The 16,934-nt window shown below is 71.7% G+C and carries 15 protein-coding genes; 7 read left to right on the plus strand and 8 right to left on the minus strand.

What is annotated here, in order from left to right:
- Positions 1 to 23: 23 nt before the first annotated feature.
- Positions 24 to 2,093: a thioredoxin domain-containing protein gene (locus tag VK923_00085; GenBank protein ID HSJ43066.1), complete on the minus strand. Its 2,070-nt coding sequence runs from the start codon at positions 2,091 to 2,093 to the stop codon at positions 24 to 26.
- Positions 2,090 to 2,302: a hypothetical protein gene (locus tag VK923_00090; protein ID HSJ43067.1), complete on the minus strand. Its 213-nt coding sequence runs from the start codon at positions 2,300 to 2,302 to the stop codon at positions 2,090 to 2,092. Before VK923_00090 ends, VK923_00085 begins: the two co-directional genes overlap by 4 nt.
- Positions 2,303 to 2,458: 156 nt before the next feature.
- Here VK923_00090 and VK923_00095 point away from each other — a divergent pair, with 156 nt between their 5' ends.
- Entirely contained in the window at positions 2,459 to 3,973 is a 1,515-nt protein-coding gene (locus VK923_00095) for a hypothetical protein (protein ID HSJ43068.1), read from the plus strand.
- 106 nt (positions 3,974 to 4,079) lie between these two features.
- Positions 4,080 to 5,561 (plus strand): hypothetical protein, encoded by a 1,482-nt coding sequence (locus VK923_00100; protein HSJ43069.1) that lies wholly within the window; start codon positions 4,080 to 4,082, stop codon positions 5,559 to 5,561.
- A gap of 137 nt (positions 5,562 to 5,698) precedes the next feature.
- Here VK923_00100 and mca read toward each other — a convergent pair whose 3' ends face one another.
- Positions 5,699 to 6,562 carry a mycothiol conjugate amidase Mca gene (gene mca / locus VK923_00105; GenBank protein HSJ43070.1) on the minus strand — a complete coding sequence of 288 codons (864 nt, stop codon included), beginning with the start codon at positions 6,560 to 6,562 and terminating at the stop codon, positions 5,699 to 5,701.
- A 68-nt stretch (positions 6,563 to 6,630) separates the two neighbouring features.
- Positions 6,631 to 7,479, minus strand: coding sequence for a molybdopterin-binding protein (locus tag VK923_00110; protein ID HSJ43071.1), 849 nt, complete (start codon positions 7,477 to 7,479; stop codon positions 6,631 to 6,633).
- Between the two features lie 100 nt (positions 7,480 to 7,579).
- Here VK923_00110 and VK923_00115 point away from each other — a divergent pair, with 100 nt between their 5' ends.
- Both VK923_00115 and ettA read left to right on the plus strand, forming a co-directional pair.
- Entirely contained in the window at positions 7,580 to 8,455 is an 876-nt protein-coding gene (locus tag VK923_00115) for a hypothetical protein (GenBank protein HSJ43072.1), read from the plus strand.
- Positions 8,456 to 8,555: 100 nt separating this feature from the next.
- A complete protein-coding gene (gene ettA, locus VK923_00120) occupies positions 8,556 to 10,232 on the plus strand; it encodes an energy-dependent translational throttle protein EttA (protein HSJ43073.1) in 1,677 nt (558 codons plus the stop codon).
- A 164-nt stretch (positions 10,233 to 10,396) separates the two neighbouring features.
- On the opposite strand, the gene cysS is transcribed toward ettA, so the two are convergent.
- Genes cysS through VK923_00135 form a run of 3 tightly spaced genes read right to left on the minus strand, consistent with a single transcriptional unit; the run spans position 10,397 to position 12,682 of the window.
- Positions 10,397 to 11,557: a cysteine--tRNA ligase gene (cysS, locus tag VK923_00125; protein ID HSJ43074.1), complete on the minus strand. Its 1,161-nt coding sequence runs from the start codon at positions 11,555 to 11,557 to the stop codon at positions 10,397 to 10,399.
- 52 nt (positions 11,558 to 11,609) lie between these two features.
- Positions 11,610 to 12,320 carry a ribonuclease HII gene (locus VK923_00130; GenBank protein HSJ43075.1) on the minus strand — a complete coding sequence of 237 codons (711 nt, stop codon included), beginning with the start codon at positions 12,318 to 12,320 and terminating at the stop codon, positions 11,610 to 11,612.
- Between the two features lie 29 nt (positions 12,321 to 12,349).
- Positions 12,350 to 12,682 (minus strand): hypothetical protein, encoded by a 333-nt coding sequence (locus VK923_00135; GenBank protein ID HSJ43076.1) that lies wholly within the window; start codon positions 12,680 to 12,682, stop codon positions 12,350 to 12,352.
- Positions 12,683 to 12,839: 157 nt separating this feature from the next.
- On the opposite strand from VK923_00135, the gene VK923_00140 reads away from it, so the two are divergent.
- Positions 12,840 to 13,331: a hypothetical protein gene (locus VK923_00140; protein ID HSJ43077.1), complete on the plus strand. Its 492-nt coding sequence runs from the start codon at positions 12,840 to 12,842 to the stop codon at positions 13,329 to 13,331.
- Here the strand turns inward: VK923_00140 and VK923_00145 are convergent.
- Positions 13,328 to 14,500, minus strand: a complete 1,173-nt coding sequence (locus VK923_00145) for a trypsin-like peptidase domain-containing protein (protein ID HSJ43078.1) — start codon at positions 14,498 to 14,500, stop codon at positions 13,328 to 13,330. The two genes, VK923_00140 and VK923_00145, sit on opposite strands and share 4 nt — an antisense overlap.
- 156 nt (positions 14,501 to 14,656) lie before the next feature.
- Here VK923_00145 and VK923_00150 point away from each other — a divergent pair, with 156 nt between their 5' ends.
- Both VK923_00150 and VK923_00155 read left to right on the plus strand, forming a co-directional pair.
- On the plus strand, positions 14,657 to 15,391 hold the full coding sequence (locus VK923_00150) for a response regulator transcription factor (GenBank protein HSJ43079.1): 735 nt from the start codon (positions 14,657 to 14,659) through the stop codon (positions 15,389 to 15,391).
- Positions 15,388 to 16,788, plus strand: coding sequence for a HAMP domain-containing sensor histidine kinase (locus tag VK923_00155; GenBank protein HSJ43080.1), 1,401 nt, complete (start codon positions 15,388 to 15,390; stop codon positions 16,786 to 16,788). Before VK923_00150 ends, VK923_00155 begins: the two co-directional genes overlap by 4 nt.
- Positions 16,789 to 16,934: the final 146 nt, after the last annotated feature.

Genomic DNA, 16,934 nt, shown 5'->3' on the forward strand with positions numbered 1-16,934 from the left:
CATATCGCTCGCAGCCTAGAGGCTCAGGCGGTAGGCGGGTCGGCGCCGTCACCGTCGAGCTGTGCACGCAGCGCCTCGGGCGACGTCACCGGCTGCTCGCACACGAAGTGGTGGCAGACGTAGGCCGTCGGCTGGCCGTTGCGCAGCGGGCGGTCGCGCAGCAGCCCGACGGTCGGGGCGTCCGGGTCGACGTGGCCGACAGCGAGGACCGCACCGGGCCGCCACCGTTCCCGGTAAGCAGCGACCAGCGCGTCGCGTGCCGGCGACGGCGCACCGACCACGGCGACCTCCGTCGACGGTGCGAGGTGGCGCTCGATCGCGCAGAGCAGCTGGCCGAACGCCAGCGGCATGGACGCCGCCGCCGCGGCCAGCGTCGCGATCGTAGCCGAGGCGGCCTCCGCGTGCGCCGGGTCGCCGGTCAGCGCGGCCAACCGCAGGTGCACGTCGGCCATCACGCTGCTCGACGACGGGATCGCGTTGTCGAGCAGCTCGCGCGGTCGTGCGATCAGCTGCTCGCCGTCGGCGGGCGTGGTGAAGTACGTGCCGTCGTCGTCGCGGAAGCGCGCGTCGGCGTCGGCCGCCAGCCGGACCGCCCAGTCCAGCCACTGCGGGTCGTGGCCCGCCTCGTACAGGTCGAGCAGGCCCTGCGCGAGGAAGACCACGTCCTCGGCGAACGCGGGGATGCCGGCACCGTGGCCGGGGGCCCAGCGGTGGAGGAGTCGGCCCTCGTCGTCGACCATCGTCGTCGTGAGGAAGCGGGCCGTGCGACCCGCGGCGGCGATCCACGTGGGACGGTCCAGCGCCGCGCCGGCCGTGGCGAGCGCACCGAGCGTGAGCGCGTTCCAGCTGACGAGCACCTTGTCGTCGGTCGCCGGTGGCACACGGGTCGCGCGGACGGCTGCCAGCTCGTCGCGCAGGCGCCGTCGCTCGGCGAGCACCTCGTCGTTCTCGGGCAGCGTGGCGGTCTCGTGGATGATCGACGTGCCGTCGGGGATGTGCCCGTGCGGGTCGTTGACGTTGCCCCGGACCGTCACGCCCCACCGCGCGGCCCACGTTGCAGGGTCGACCCCGGCCGCCTGCGCGGCCCCGGCGAACTCCTCGTGGGTCCACACGTAGTACTTGCCCTCCTGGCCCTCCGAGTCGGCGTCCATCGCGCACGCGAATCCGCCCGCGTCGTCAGCCAGGTCCTCGAACAGCCACGCGACGGTCTCGTCGGCCACACGGACGAACCTGGGATCGCCTGTGACCTGCGCCGCATGCGTGTAGGTCCGCAGCAGCAGGGCGTTGTCGTAGAGCATCTTCTCGAAGTGGGGGACCAGCCACCGGCGGTCGGTCGCGTAGCGGGCGAAGCCCCCGCCGACGTGGTCGCAGATTCCGCCGCGTGACATCGCCGTCAGCGTCTGGGCGGCGGCCTCGAGCGCCGGACCGTGGCCGGTGCGCTGGGCGTGCGCGAGCAGGAAGTCGAGCACCATCGCCTGGGGGAACTTCGGCGCCGACCCGAACCCACCCTCGTGGCGGTCCCACTGCGCCAGCACCGCGTCGGCGGCTGCGCGGGCGAGCTCTTCGCTGGCGTCGCCCGTCGCCGCGGGGCTGGCCGACACCGCCTGCAGGCGCTCGCTGAGCTGGCGGCCGGCGTCGTCGACGCGGTCGCGCTGGTTGCGCCAGATGTCGGCGACCGACACCAGTACGCGGATGAAGCCGGGCATGCCGCCGCGGTCCTCACGCGGCCAGTAGGTGCCGCCGAAGAACGGCTGGCCGTCGGGCGTCAGGAAGACGCTCATCGGCCACCCACCGCGTCCCGTCAGCGCCTGCACGGCGTTCATGTACACCGCGTCGACGTCGGGCCGCTCCTCGCGGTCGACCTTGATGGACACGAAGTCGGCGTTGAGCAGGTCGGCGACCCTGGGGTCCTCGAACGACTCGTGGGCCATGACGTGGCACCAGTGGCACGCTGAGTAGCCGACCGACAGGAAGACCGGCCGGTCCTCGGCGCGCGCCCGCGCGAAGGCCTCGTCACCCCACTCGTACCAGTCGACCGGGTTGTCGGCGTGCTGGCGCAGGTAGGGGCTCGCGGCGTCGGCGAGGCGGTTCATCGCTCAGCGCTCTTTCGATCGCGGACGCGGTCGCCGACGACGGGCGTGTCGCCTGCGGTACCGTCGGGTCGCGCCAGCCGGATGTGGGGAGCCCAGCGTGACCACCAGCGCGGCTCGGCCAGCAGGCACCACAGCGTCGCCGGGTCGCCGCCGTCCTGTCGCGCCGTGGCGGTGACGGCGCAGCGCACGGGCACGGCGGTCGGGTCCATGCCCCCAGCGTGCCCGCACCTCGCCCGGTGGACACCGACCGTCGTCGGCGACCGTCTCGATGGTCCGGGACACGACGGTCGGGTCGCACGTGCGCCCGATCGACGGGTTGCCAGCATCGAACATGTGTTCGATACTGGGTAGCGATGAGGCGAACGTTGGGCGACCTGCAGCGGCCGGACGGCACGGACCGCGGGCAGCTGCCGCTGACGCTGCAGACGGCGCGCCGGGTGACGACGCCCGAGTTCGCGGGTGTGACGTTCCTCGAGGTCGAGGCGAAGTCGGCGCTGAACGCCGTCCGCGGCATGCCGTTCTCGTGGAGCATCAACCCGTACCGCGGGTGCACGCACGCGTGTTCCTACTGCCTCGCGGGCGACACGCCGATCCTGATGGCCGACGGTGGTGCGGTCGCGTTGCGCGACGTCCGCGTCGGTGACCGGATCTGGGGAACGCAGCGGGAAGGCCGGTACCGCCGGTTCGTCCAGACCACCGTCCGCGACCACTGGTCGGTGACCAGGCCCGCGCACCGGGTCACGTTGTCCGACGGCGGCGCGCTGATCGCGAGCGCCGACCATCGCCTGCTGACAGAGCGCGGGTGGCGCCACGTCGCGCAGGCGCCGGCGCGCGAGCCCCGACGACCGCGCGTGACCGTCGGCGACTGGCTCGCGGGGCCGCGCGGCATCGTCCGCGCGGGACGGCCACTCGAGTTGGCGACCCGCGTCGTGCGTGCCGAGCCGCTCGATGTCGAGCTCGAGCTGTTCGACATGACGACCGGGACCGGTGACTTCGTCGCCGCCGGCGTGGTCAGCCACAACTGCTTCGCCCGCCCGACGCACAGCTACCTGAACCTGTCGCCGGGCGCGGACTTCGAACGGACGCTCGTGGTCAAGACGAACGTGGTGGACGTGCTACGTGCCGAGCTCGCGCGGCCCGGGTGGCAGGGCGAGCCGGTCGCGTTGGGCACCAACACGGATCCCTACCAACGGTGCGAGGGGCGGTACCGGCTGCTGCCTGGCATCATCGAGGCGCTGGCCTCGGCCGCCACGCCGGTGTCGATCCTGACCAAGGGGACCCTGATCACCCGCGACATCGCCCTGCTCGCCGCAGCGGCCGAGGAGGTCGACGTGGCCGCGGCGCTGACGGTCGGCATGCTCGACGAGGACTGCTGGCGGCGCAGCGAGCCGGGCACGCCGCATCCCCGGGCGCGGCTCGACGCGGTGCGAAAGCTCAACGATGCTGGTGTGCGGACCGGCGTGATGCTTGCGCCGATCATGCCGGGCATCAACGACGACGCACCGCAGCTCGACGCGCTGATCGACGCGGCCGCCGCCGCCGGTGCGACCCACATCACGGCCATCGTGCTGCACCTGCGCTCCGGCGTGCGCGAGCTGTTCATGCCGTGGCTGCGTCAGGAGCATCCGAACCTGGTGCCGCGCTACGAGGCGCTGTACCGCAGCGGCTCGGCGTCAGCCCGGTACCGCGAGGAGGTGCAGGCGTTCGTGCGCGGGCGCCGGGCCGCGGCGTGGCGGCGCCACGGCCATCCCACGCCCCGTGGGGCGCGTGACGCGGGCGCCGGGCGGCGGGGATCGGCGGGAGTGGGTGGGGTCCGTTCCGGTCCGGACCCGACCCGCGCCGCACGCGCGCACGCCGCCCAGCAGCTGAAGCTGCTGTGACGACATGGCATGCCTGTCCGTGGTTGTGTGGTCGCGAAGGGTCGGTTGCCGTACCGTGCCGATGGGCAGGCTGCAGTCCGGGTGGCCATCGCGGGAGAGTACGTGCATGGGACGCGACATCGACAAGACCGAGTTCAGTCGCGAGGACCGCACTCGGTACCGCGACAAGGTCAAGGCCAACCTCTCCGCGCTCGAGCAGCTCGTGCGCGAGGGCCGGTTCGAGACCGGACGGCGGCTATGCGGTGTCGAGTGTGAGGTCTACATCACGGATCAGCGCTCGGACCCCGCGGCCATCAACGCCAAGCTGCTCGAGAAGCTCGCGTCCGACGAGTTCCAGACAGAGCTCGCGCAGTTCAACATCGAGTTCGGCAACCAGCCGCGCCGCCTTGCCGACCACGTGTTCCACGCGATGGAGGTCGAGCTGCGTCGCAGCCTCAACCATGCCCACGCGATGGCCGAACACCTCGACGCGCGGGTCGTCATCATCGGCATCCTGCCGACGCTGACCGACTTCGACATCACCGAGCAGAACCTGTCGGCGAACTCCCGCTACAAGGCACTCAACGACATGATCCTTGCCCAGCGCGGCGAGGACATCCACATCCGCATCGAGGGTGACGAGACCTTCGAGACGATGACCGACTCGATCCTGTTCGAGGCGGCCTGCACCTCGGTGCAGCTGCACCTGCAGGTCGATCCGAAGGACTTCGCCCTGTACTGGAACACGGCGCAGGCGCTGTCGGCCCCCCTCGTCGCCGTCGGCGCAAACTCGCCGTTCCTGCTGGGCAAGCAGCTGCACCACGAGACGCGCATCGCGCTGTTCGAGCAGTCGATCGACACGCGCACCGAGGAGCTCGCCCAGCAGGGTGTCAGGCCGCGCGTGTGGTTCGGGGAGCAGTGGCTGACCGAGGGCCTGTTCGAGCTGTTCGACGAGAACGTCCGCTACTTCCCGGCCCTGCTCCCGCTGTGCGACGAGGAGGACCCGCACCAGATGATCGCGGAGGGCCAGGTGCCGCAGCTGCGCGAGCTCACCCTGCATAATGGCACGATCTGGCGCTGGAACCGTCCGGTGTACGAGGTCAGCCGCGGCCGCCCGCACATGCGGGTCGAGAACCGCGTGCTGCCGGCCGGTCCCAGCGTGCCCGACATCGTCGCCAACGCCGCCTTCTACTACGGCCTGCTGCACGGCCTGGCGTCACGTGAGCGGAGGATCTGGACGCAGATGAGCTTCGAGGCCGCGCGCGACAACTTCTTCGCAGCGGCGCGCAACGGCCTCACGGCCGAGCTGTACTGGCCCGGTGTGGGTGCGCACGTGCCGGTGACCGAGCTGATCGTGCGCCACCTGCTGAGCATCGCCGAGGACGGCCTGCGCGACTGGCAGGTCAACGACAGTGACATCGACTACTACCTGGGCATCATCGAGGAGCGCGTGCTGTCCGGGCAGAACGGCGCCACCTGGCAGATCGCCGCGTGGCGTCGTCTGCGCGACGCAGGGCTCGACGAGAACGACGTGTTCCGCGAGCTCGTCAGCCATTACCACTCGCGGTCGTTCGCGGGCTCGCCGGTCCACACCTGGTCCATGCCCTAGCGGGGGCCGTCGTCCGCACGACTCGTACGCCGCCGCGGTGGCGTCGGCGTGGCAGCCGGTCCGGCGCACCGGTGTTCGCTGCCACGGTGGCGTGGGTGTGGCAGCCGGTGCCGGGTGACCGGCACGCGCTGCCACGCTCAGTCGGTGATCCCCGCGAACAGTGAGTCCTCGGGGATCGGGGCGTCGACCCGGCTGCGGGCGAGCTCGAACTCCTCCCAGGGGTACACGTTGCGGATGATGTCCTCCGACAGCGTGAACCAGCGGCCGTCCGGGTCGACCTGCGTGGCGTGGGCGAGCAGCGCCTGCCGGGCGACCGTCAGGTAATCGCCCACGTCGACGCGCGTGGTCGTCGGGTCGTCGCCGTCCTCCCACCGCTCGAGCCACTCGCTGAACGGCGACTCGAGGCCGCTGTCCTGGCACGCCTGGTGCATCGCCTCGAGCTTGCGTCGTGTGAACACGCCCATGTAGTACAGCTTGGACACCTCGAACGGCGCGCCGGTGTCGAGGAACCGCCCGGGGTCGGCCGCCGCCTCGTAGGCCGCCACCGTGACGTCGTGGCACCGGATGTGGTCCGGGTGCTGATACCCCCCGCCCTCGGGATAGGTCAGCAGCACATCTGGGCGCTCGGCACGGATCAGCTCGACCAGCCGGCGGACGACCTCATCGATCTCGACGTTGTAGAACGCGTCGTCGGCGACCTTGCTGCCGTCGCCGTCGAAGTCCTCCACGTAGCCCGAATCGGGGTACCCGAACGCCCAGTGATCGGTGACGCCGATGATCTCGAGCGCCCGTGCCAGCTCCTCCTCGCGGATCTCGATCATCCGCTCCTTGACACCCGGGCGGTCCATCGCCGGGTTGAGGACGTCGCCCGCGCCACCGTCGGTGAGCGTGACCACCGAGATCCGGTGGCCCTCCTTGGCGTAACGGGCCATCGTGGCCGCGCCCTTCGACGACTCGTCGTCGGGGTGAGCGTGCACAAACATCGCATGCAGGTCGGACATGGGAGCCAGCTTAGTCGCGCTGGTGCGGACGGCTCCCGCGGGACGCGTCGCCGCGGGCCGACGGCATCTCAGTCGCCTGCGGGACCGACGTCGAGTTCCCGCCATCCGGCACGCCACTGCTCGGCGAGGCCCTCCATCGCCGGATCGTCGTCGAGCGCCGCGATGGCCGACCGCAGCTCGGCGACGACCTCCACGACGGCATCGCGTGGGCCGTGCACGCGCAGCACGCAGTCCGCTCCCGGGTAGGATCCGATGCGCACGTCCGGCCGGCGTCGCTCCAGCTCCTCGAGCAGCGGGGTCAGCAGCGACTCCGGGTAGGGGTGAGTCAGCTGCTCGGTGTGGCCGGGTGTGCCGAGTCCGGCGAGCAGCGACGATTCGAGGTGCCTCACCAATGACCGGAACTGCTCGGGAACGCCCGGCAGCACCACGATGCCCACACCGCCGCCGGCGGGGCCGCCGTCGAGGTCGATGTGCGCCGACGGTGGCCCGGTCTCAAGGATCGGGCGCGCACCGTGCGGGACCCGTGCCAGCTTGGTAAGCGCCGCGCGCTGCAGGTCGTCGACCGCGCGGCCCTCGTCCTCGAGCCGCGTGATGATGCGTCCGACCATGGCGTCGAGCGCCGGATCGGTGACCAGGTCGACCTGCAGGAAGGCGGCGACAGACGCCATCGTGCGGTCGTCCGGTGTCGTACCGATGCCACCCGACGTGAACACGACCCGTGGGCCGCCGCGGGTCAGCTCCGCCGTGAGAGCCTCGGCGATGGCCGCCTCCTCGTCCGGCACCACCGAGATGCGGTCCAGCGGGATCCCCAGGGTGTACAGGCGACCTGCCAGCCAGCCGGCGTTGCTCTCCCGGACGAACCCGTCGAGGATCTCGTCGCCGATCACCACGATCGAGGCGCGCGCCTGCCCGCTCACCGCCGCCGCGTCCGTCGAGTCGTCACGTCCGCGAGGATACCGGCGCGGGTGCCCACTACGATGCGCGGCAGGCCATCAGCACCGACGCAGTGGGACGCGGATGTACACCAGCACCGAGGACGCCCGCTCCGACCTGTTCCTGTCCGGCGCCGTGTACGTCATCGGCCCGGCTGTGTTCCAGATCGTGCGCAACCTGCTCCGGCTCGACCTGCTTCCCGGCGCGACCAGCGTGCTCGAGCTCGTCATCCCCGTTGCGACCACGGCACTGGTCCCGTACCTGCTGATGCGATATCGCGGCGAGTCGTTCGGCCAGTTCGGCTACGGAGCCGGCCTGCCGCCCAACTTCGGGGTCGGCCTGCTCATGGCCCTGCCGATCGTCGTCGCCAGCGTCCTCACCGGCGTCGTCGTCGGCGGTGATCCACGGGCGGGCCTCGGCATCACCGCGCTGCTGTTCGGCCAGCCCCTGGCGTTCCTCGCGCGGCTGCTGAGCTGGGTGGGGCTGGGGTACCTGGCCGTCTACGCGACCGTCAAGGCCCGTGACGCCTTCCGCAGCGACTACCGCACGGTCCGCGAGGAGACGATCACCATCGGGCGGATCCTGGCGATGGTCGCCGTGGTGGGCGTTTCGATCGCACTGCTGCTGACCCGGCCCGACGCGGTCGGGATGGCAGGTGGGGAGCTGTTCGCGGCGATCGTGCTGCCACCCCTCGGCGCGGCCGGCAGCGTCGGCCTGCTGTTCCTGCTGCTGCGCGGCCCGTCGGCGACCAGCCGGGCAACGATGCTGACTCCTGTCGTGCTGCTGGCGCTGGGACCGTTCCAGCTGTCGTTCAGCCTGACGGGGATCGCGCTGAGCGTCAGTCGGGCCGCGGCCTACGCGGGTGTCGGCCTGGTCATCGCCGCCCTCCAGGAGTCGAGGCGGTCGGCGGTCGCGATCCTGGGCCTGACGCTGGCGATCGCGCTGCTGTCCACGCTGTAGCTGACCGGTGGCGCCTGGTGTCGCGGGAGCTAGCATCCCTCGCACCGGCGCCTGCGTGCCCGGTTCCGACATCCTCCGCGCCAGCCGACGAGGTTCCGACGTGGCCGAGTACCAGTTCGTGATGAAGGGCCTGACCAAGGTCGTTCCCCCGAGCAAGGAGATCCTTTCCAACATCTGGCTGTCGTTCTTCCCCGGCGCCAAGATCGGCGTGCTCGGTCCCAACGGTGCGGGCAAGTCGACGGTGCTCAGGATCATGGCCGGCGTCGACACCGACTTCGAGGGCGAGGCGTGGCCGGCGGCCGGCGTATCGGTCGGCTACCTGCCGCAGGAGCCGGAGCTGGATCCATCGACCGACGTGCGTGGCAACGTGATGGCGGGGCTCGGCGGCCAGGCACGCCTGCTCGAGCGCTTCAACGAGCTGTCGGCCAGGATGGCCGAGCCGCTCGACGACGCCGAGATGGCGAAGGTCTACGAGGAATTCGCCGAGGTCTCCGACGCCATCGACGCCGCCGGCGCATGGGACCTCGACCGCACACTGGACATCGCGATGGACGCGCTTCGCGTTCCGCCCGGCGATGCCGAGGTGACCACGCTGTCGGGTGGCGAGCGCCGCCGGGTCGCGCTGTGCCGGCTGCTGCTGTCGCGGCCGGACCTCCTGCTGCTCGACGAGCCGACCAACCACCTCGACGCCGAGAGTGTCGCCTGGCTGGAGCGCCACCTCGACGAGTACCCGGGCACCGTCGTCGCCGTGACCCACGACCGGTACTTCCTCGACAACGTCGCCGGCTGGATCCTGGAGCTCGACCGCGGCAGGGGGCTGCCGTTCCAGGGCAACTACTCGTCGTGGCTGGAGCAGAAGCGGGCCCGGCTCGCGCGGGAGGAGCGCCAGGAGTCGGCGCGCCAGCGGACCCTGGCACGTGAGCTCGAGTGGGTCCGCGCCGCGCCGCGTGCCCGTAAGGCCAAGTCGAAGGCGCGGCTGAGCTCGTACGAGGCGCTGCTTGCGCAGTCGCCCGCGGAGCGCCTCGGCAAGGCCGAGCTGATCATCCCCAACGGCGCCCGGCTGGGCGACGTGGTGGTCAAGGCCGACGACGTCACAAAGGGCTACGGCGACCGCCTGCTCGTCGAGGGCATGACGTTTTCGCTCCCCCCGGGTGGCATCGTCGGCGTCATCGGACCAAACGGCGCCGGCAAGACCTCGCTGTTCCGCATGATCGTCGGCGAGGAGGAGTCTGACGCCGGCACGCTGCGCGTCGGTGATACCGTCAATCTGGCCTACGTCGACCAGAGCCGCGACGCGCTCGCCGCGGACAAGACGGTATTCGAGGAGATCAGCGACGGGCGGGACACGCTGGACCTCGGCGGGCGTGAGGTCGCGTCGCGGTCGTACGTGGCGCAGTTCAACTTCAAGGGCCCCGACCAGCAGAAGAAGGTAGGGGACTGCTCCGGTGGCGAGCGCAACCGGATCCACATGGCCAAGCTCCTGCGCCGCGGCGGCAACCTGCTGCTGCTTGACGAGCCCACCAACGACCTCGACGTGGACACGCTGCGCTCGCTGGAGGAGGCGCTGCTGGCCTTCGCAGGCTGCGCGGTGGTCATCAGCCACGATCGCTGGTTCCTGGACCGCATCGCCACGCACATTCTGGCGTTCGAGGACGACAGCCAGGTCACCTGGTTCCCCGGTGGCTACAGCGACTACGAAGAGGATCGCCGCCGGCGCCTGGGCGCCGAGGCCGACCAGCCGCACCGCATCAAGTACAAGCCGCTGACGCGCGGCTGACTCCGCCCGCGCCGCACCGCACACCTGGGGACGCCGCGCCGACTCGGTGTTGGGGTGCGTCCCCAACTCGACACGTAGCGACACGGCTGGGGACGTCGCGCCGACTCGGTGTTGGGGCGCGTCCCCAACCGAGGGAACCGGGGTCGACCCTTCCGTCGAGTGTGTCAGCCGTCGCCGTCGGAGGTGCCGCCCAGGTCGAAGCCGAGCACGGCGGCTGCACGGCGCAGCGAGGTGCCGTGGCCACCGTCGGCAAGGTCGTCGAGCGCCGCCAGCGCCGTCGGCGTGTCGAGGTCGTCGTCGATCGCGTCAAGGACCGCGCGCTGGCCGTCCGCGTCTTCGCCGTCGGTCGTGGCCGCGGCCTGCCAGCGCTTGACCCGGTCCGTGGCGGCCTGCAGCTCGTCGTCGCGGTAGCTCCACGCGTCGCGGTACCGGTGGCTCAGCAGGTACGCGCGCAGCGCGGCGCCCTCGACGCGGTCGAGCAGGTCCCGCACGAACACCAGGTTGCCAACCGACTTCGACATCTTGACGCCGTCAAGGCCGACCATGCCGGTGTGCAGCCAGAAGCGCGCGAACGGCCCCTGGCCCGTCAGGTGCTCGGACTGGGCGATCTCGGCCTCGTGGTGGGGGAACACCAGGTCGTTGCCGCCACCGTGGATGTCGATGACCCCGCCGAGGTGCTCCATGGCCATCACCGAGCACTCGATGTGCCAGCCCGGCCGCCCCTCGCCCCACGGGCTCGGCCAGTGCGGCTCACCGTCGCCGCTGGGCTGCCACAGCAGGAAGTCCAGCGCGTCGCGCTTGCCGGTGGCGTCCGGATCGCCGCCCTTCTCGGCGAACTGCTCCAGCATCCGGTCACGGTCCAGGCGAGACAGCTGGCCGAACGACGGCGCCACGCCGATGTCGAAGTAGACGCGTCCGTCGTCGAGGGCGTAGGCGGCGCCGCGCTCGACGAGAGCCGCGACCGCCGTGACGATGGCCGGCACCATCTCCGTCGCGCGCGGCGCGACGTCGGGCTCGCGACACCCGAGTGCGCGCAGGTCCTGGTCGAAGCGTGCGGTCTCGGCCGCGGCCAGCTCGAGGAAGTCGACACCACGTTCGCGTGCGGTGCGCAGGATGTCGTCGTCCACGTCGGTCACGTTGCGGACGTAGCGCACGCGGTGGCCGTGGTGTTCCAGCGCGCGGACCAGCACGTCGAAGGCCACGTACGTCGACGCGTGCCCCAGGTGGGTCGCGTCGTAGGGCGTGATCCCACAGACGTACAGGCGCACGGTATGGCCGGCGACGAGCGTGCGGTGCTCACCGCTGCGTGTGTCGAACAGCTTCATTGCCTACGAGCCTAGGTCCGGGGGGTCAGCGCCGCTCCCCGGCGGCCGCGTCCTACGGTGGGTCGAGCTGCAGGTCCAGGCTCGGCGTGGTGCGGGCGCGGATCGGTGCCCAGCTGTGCCGGTGCAGCACACACGGTCCGTAGCGGTCCAGCGCGGCGACGTGCGGCGGTGACGGGTAGCCCTTGTTCGACGAGAAGACGTAGCGGGGGTAGGTCGGGCAGACCGACCGCATCAGCGCGTCACGGGTCACCTTCGCCACGATGGACGCGGCCGCGATCGACGCCGACGTGGCATCGCCGTGCACGACCGTGGTGACCGGCTGCTCCACGCGGGGCAGCATGTTCCAGTTGCCGTCGACGAGGAAGGCATCGGGACGCAGCGACAGCGCCGCCACGGCCCGCGACGCGGCGAGCCGCATCGCGTCGCTCATGCCCATCGCGTCGATCTCGCCGTTGGTGGCGTGCCCAAGGCCGATCCCGAGCGCGAACGACCGGAGGCGGGCGGCGAGCTCCTCTCGGCGGGGTGCGTCGAGCATCTTCGAGTCCCGCAGCTTGTACATGCGTCGGTCGCTGGGCAGCACGACCGCCGCGAAGGTGACAGGCCCGGCCCACGCGCCGCGCCCGACCTCGTCCACGCCGGCCACCAGCCCGTCCTCGTCCCACCAGGGGCGCTCGTAGGTGACGCCCGGGACGTCTGGCAGACGGATCCGCCTGCCCTTCGCCGTCGTCACGACGTTGCGGCGGTGCGCGGCCGGAAGTCCCATCGCGGGCACTGTAGCGGGTCGGCGCCCAGTTACAGATACAGGCCGGTTGGACCCACATCGGACTCGCTGGACGCCACGGCGTGCACATCGCGTTCGCGCACGATCAGGAACACGTCGCCGCGGACGTCGACCTCGATGGCGCTGTCCGGCAGGAACAGCACCATGTCGTCGACATCGATGCTGCGCACGAGTGGGCCGACCTCGGTCACCGTGCCCCACAGCCCGCGCCGGTCGGCGGTCTTGGCCGTGGCCGGGATGATGATGCCCGCCTTGGAGCGGCGGTCGTCGGCGTCGGGCAGCGCGCACATGATGCGGTCGCCGGTTACCCGGACCGCCAGCTTCGCGTCGTCGTGATCAGGCATCGTGGTCCTTCGCCGGGTCGCGGTGGCCAGCATAGACCCGTCGGCAGCAGAGCGGACGCGGCGGCCGCGGCTGGCCACCGCCCGCCACATCGAGCCGGCCGGGCGTGGCGGCGCTGTGAGGCGCGTGGCGACGTCGAGGCTGCCGTAGGCTGGGTGCATGCGGAAGACCGTGCGCCTCTTCTCAGCGGTCGGGCCGGCCGAACGGCTCGGCCGGGCGATCGTGGACCTGCCGTCCGATGTCCAGCGCACGCTCGCAGACGTCGCCGACCGCACGGACCTGCCGCTGGTCGCCGGGTCCTGGCGCGACGACGACGCGGGGTGCCTCGTCGCGAACGCGGTCGCGTGTGTCGCGACACCGGCCCGCGCCACCGACGGCGACGACGCCGACGAGTCCGTCCCGGAGCGGACGCTTGACCTGCGGATGCTCGATGCGTTCCCGCAGATGTCCAGCCGCGACCTGAACCTGCTCATCTGTGCGTGGGACGAGGCCGCCGCGCAGGCGGACGCCACCACCGACGACGGTCTGCGTGCCCTGCTGCGCAGCGGGCTGGCATGGGCGGGCATCGCGCCCCGGTACGCCGCCGCGCCGCCGCCGGGGGGCATCGGCGACGGCGCGGAGGTCATGGTGACGGTGGGGTCGGGCTCCTAGTTCAGCTCGTCGGTCCGCTTGCCGAGCGTGACCGTCGCCTCCCGCTCCTGCCCGTCGCGGACGAAGCGGATGGTGACCTCGTCGCCCGGCTGGTGGACCAGGATCCGGCTGCTCAGCCCGAGCATCGAGTCGATCGGCTCGCCGTCGAGGGCGACGATCACGTCCTCGGCCTGTAGACCTGCCTCGTCGGCGGCGCTGGCCGGCACGACCTCCACGATCACCGCGCCCTCGGGCACACCGAACGCCTCGGCGGCCTCGGGAGACACGTCCTGGCCGTTGATGCCGAGGAAGCCGGGACGGACCTCACCGGTCTCGATGAGCTGGTCGGCCACCGCTGTGACGCTCGTCGCCGGGATGGCGAACCCGACCCCCGCGTTCGTGCCGGAGCCCGACAGGATGGCGGTGTTGATGCCGATGACGCGGCCATGGTCGTCAGCCAGTGCTCCACCGGAGTTGCCGGGGTTGATCGCGGCGTCGGTCTGGATCAGACCACCCAGGCTCTCACCACCGCCCTGCAGCTCGCGGTCCGTCCCGCTGATCACGCCGGCCGTCACGGTGGCGTCCAGGCCGAAAGGCGAGCCGATCGCCACTGCGGTGCTGCCGATCTCGGGGATGGCCGACGAGAATGTGGCGGCGGGCAGATCCTGCTCGTCGATCTTCAGGACCGCCAGGTCCGTGAACGGGGCCGTTCCGACGACCTCCGCGTCACGGCGGCGGCCGTCGGCGAGGATCACCTGCACGTTGCTGTCGGCCTGGGCCACCACGTGGTTGTTGGTGACCACGTAGCCGTCGGCGCGGTAGATGACCGCCGAACCCGAGCCCTGGCCGAGCTCGACCTGCGCCACGGACGGCAGGACGGTCCGGGCGATCTCGGGCACCGGCGACGGAGCGTCGAGGACCGCCGGAGCATCCTCCTGCGCGGGGGCGTCCTCGACCTGGGACGCGGGGGCCGTCGCCTGCTGCTCGGCGGCGCGACGGCCCGCGGGGTATGCGACGGCAGCGGCGATCAGGGCGACCAGCAGGACCAGCACGATCATCGGAGGACGGCGCCGGCGCCGCGGGGGCGGAGGCGGCAGTGTGGGTGGCCGCATGTCGGCCGTGTCACCGTGCTCGACGGGGCGCGTCGAGTCGACCGGCTGCGTCGAGTCGACCGAGGTGTAGTCCGTCATAGCTATCTGCACTCCTGCTGCTGCGTGCGGCGATGTGGTCCACTGGCCACGCTATGGGCGTTGCCCCAAGGTCGTAGTGTGGAGTCGCAAAGATCCGGTAAAGGTCATCCTCAGCCGGGGGTGGGGTCGCCGCGACGCGTGAGGAACTGGCGACAGATGGACCGAGGCAGCGGACGGGCACCTGTCATCCTGCTCGTCGAGGACGACGACGGCATCGCGCGACCTCTGGTGGCCGCGCTCCAGGGCAGCGGCTACGAGGTCACCCGGGTCAGCTCCGGTCAGCAGGCGCTGGTCAACGCGGCCGGCGTCGACGCGGTGGTCCTGGACCTCGGCCTGCCCGACCTCGACGGAGTCGAGGTCTGTCGTCGTCTGCGACGCCGCGCCCCCCAGGCCAGGGTGCTGATGCTGACCGCCCGGACGACCGAGGCCGACGTCGTCGTCGGCCTCGACGCCGGCGCCGACGACTACGTCTCCAAGCCATTCCGGCTCGCCGAGCTGCTCGCGCGGCTGCGCGCCCTGCTCCGGCGGGGCACGGAGGCGACGCAGCCCGAGCGGTCAGTGCTGGCCGCGCAGGACGTGCGGGTCGATCCCGGAGCGCGGCGTGCGTGGCGTGGCGACGAGGAGCTCGAGCTGACACCCAAGGAGTTCGACGTGCTGCGCCTGCTGGTGGAGCACGCGGGCCGGGTCGTGTCGCGTGAGCAGCTGCTGCGCGACGTGTGGGAGACGACGTGGGGCGGCTCGTCGAAGACGGTCGACATGCACCTGTCGTGGCTGCGGCGCAAGCTGGGCGACGTCGCGAGCGCTCCGCGCTACATCACGACCGTGCGTGGCATCGGGTTCCGCTTCGAGGACGACCTCGACCACTCCCGCTCGACCGAACCGGTCGCGTGAGCGGCCCGACCGCTTCGCCGCAGGACCCGACTGCCGCGGCACGCGGTGAGCGCACGCGTCCGGAACGGGCGGCGACCGTCGGCATCCGCCGGCAGCTCATCGGCTGGATGCTGCTCGCGGTCGGTGTCGCCGTGCTGCTGCTCGGGGTGCCGCTGGGGCTCGTGCTGCGGCAGTGGGTGTACGCCGAGGAGCTCGCGCAGGTCCGCCGCACGGCGCAGCAGGTGATCCTGGTGCTCAACAGCAACCGCGACCCCGCCTCCTTCTCGGCGGCGGTGACACGCAGCGCGGAGCTGTTGGGCAGCCGCGTCACGGTGCTGGACGGGCAGGGACGCGTCGTGCGCGACTCCGCCGGGGTCGCGCCCGGCACGGTGTTCGACGACCGGCCGGTGCAGCGGGCGCTCGAGCAGCAGGTCGGAGCGGAGGTGCTCGGGGGCAGCCTGGTCGTGGCCGTCCCCGACACCATCGGCACCGTGCAAGTGATCGTCCGGGTCGCCGCACCCGCCGATGACGCGAAGCGCAGGGTCGGCACGGTGCTGGTCACGATCGTCGTGCTCGGCGCACTCGCGCTCGCCGTCGGTGCGGCGCTGGCCGCGTGGCGCGCCCGTCAGCTGGCACGCCCCCTCGAGGCGCTGGCTGTGTCGGCCAGGCGGCTGGGGGAGGGTGACTTCAGTCCGCAGGCACCGCGCAGCGCGATCGCCGAGATCGACCACATCGCCGCGTCGCTCGACGTGACGGCTGCGCGGTTGCGCACGGCGCTGGAGCGCAGTGCGTCGCTGTCGGCTGACGCGTCGCATCAGCTGCGCACCCCGCTGACGGCGCTGCGGCTGAACCTGGAGGCGCTGGCCGCGGAGCTCGAGGGGCCGAGCGCGTCGCTGGCAGCGGCGGAGGCGGAGGTCGACCGCCTCGAGGCGACGATCGACGAACTGCTGGTGCTCGCCGACGCGGGCGCACGCGCGGACGTCGTGGACCTGCGCGCGCTCACGCTGGAACGCCTCGAGGCATGGCGCACGCTGGCGGACGCCGCCGGTCGGGCGGTGCGCGTGACCCGCGCTCCCGTGCCACCCGTGCGTGCCCGACCCGCCGCGGTGGGTCAGGCGCTTCAGGTGCTGCTGGACAACGCGCTGGTCCACGGGCACGGTGACGTCGCGGTGTGGCTCGAGCCCGTCCACCGCGGCGACAGGACGTGGGTGCGCCTGTGCGTCGGCGACGACGGGCCGGGACCGTCACCAGACGATCTGGTGTCCGGCGACGGACGCGGCCTGCCGCTCGCGCGCTCGCTGATCGAGGCGGAGGGGGGCCGGCTGGTGCTCGACGCCGACCACGGCAACCGTGTGTGCCTGGTCGTCCCGGCTGTGGACACGACGGCCGACCAGCCTGTGGATGACGTCACTCCATGACGTGCCAAACGACCCTGTGAGACTGGCTCGCAACCCCTTCCCCTTGGGCTGCGCACCTGTCTGCACGAGGGCCGAATGGAACGGCAACGACAGTACGGCGGGGGCCGGTGGTCCGTCAAACTCGTTATCCACAGGCCGGTCCACAG

The sequence above is a fragment of the Euzebyales bacterium genome (assembly GCA_035461305.1).
Classification (GTDB): Bacteria; Actinomycetota; Nitriliruptoria; order Euzebyales; family JAHELV01; genus JAHELV01.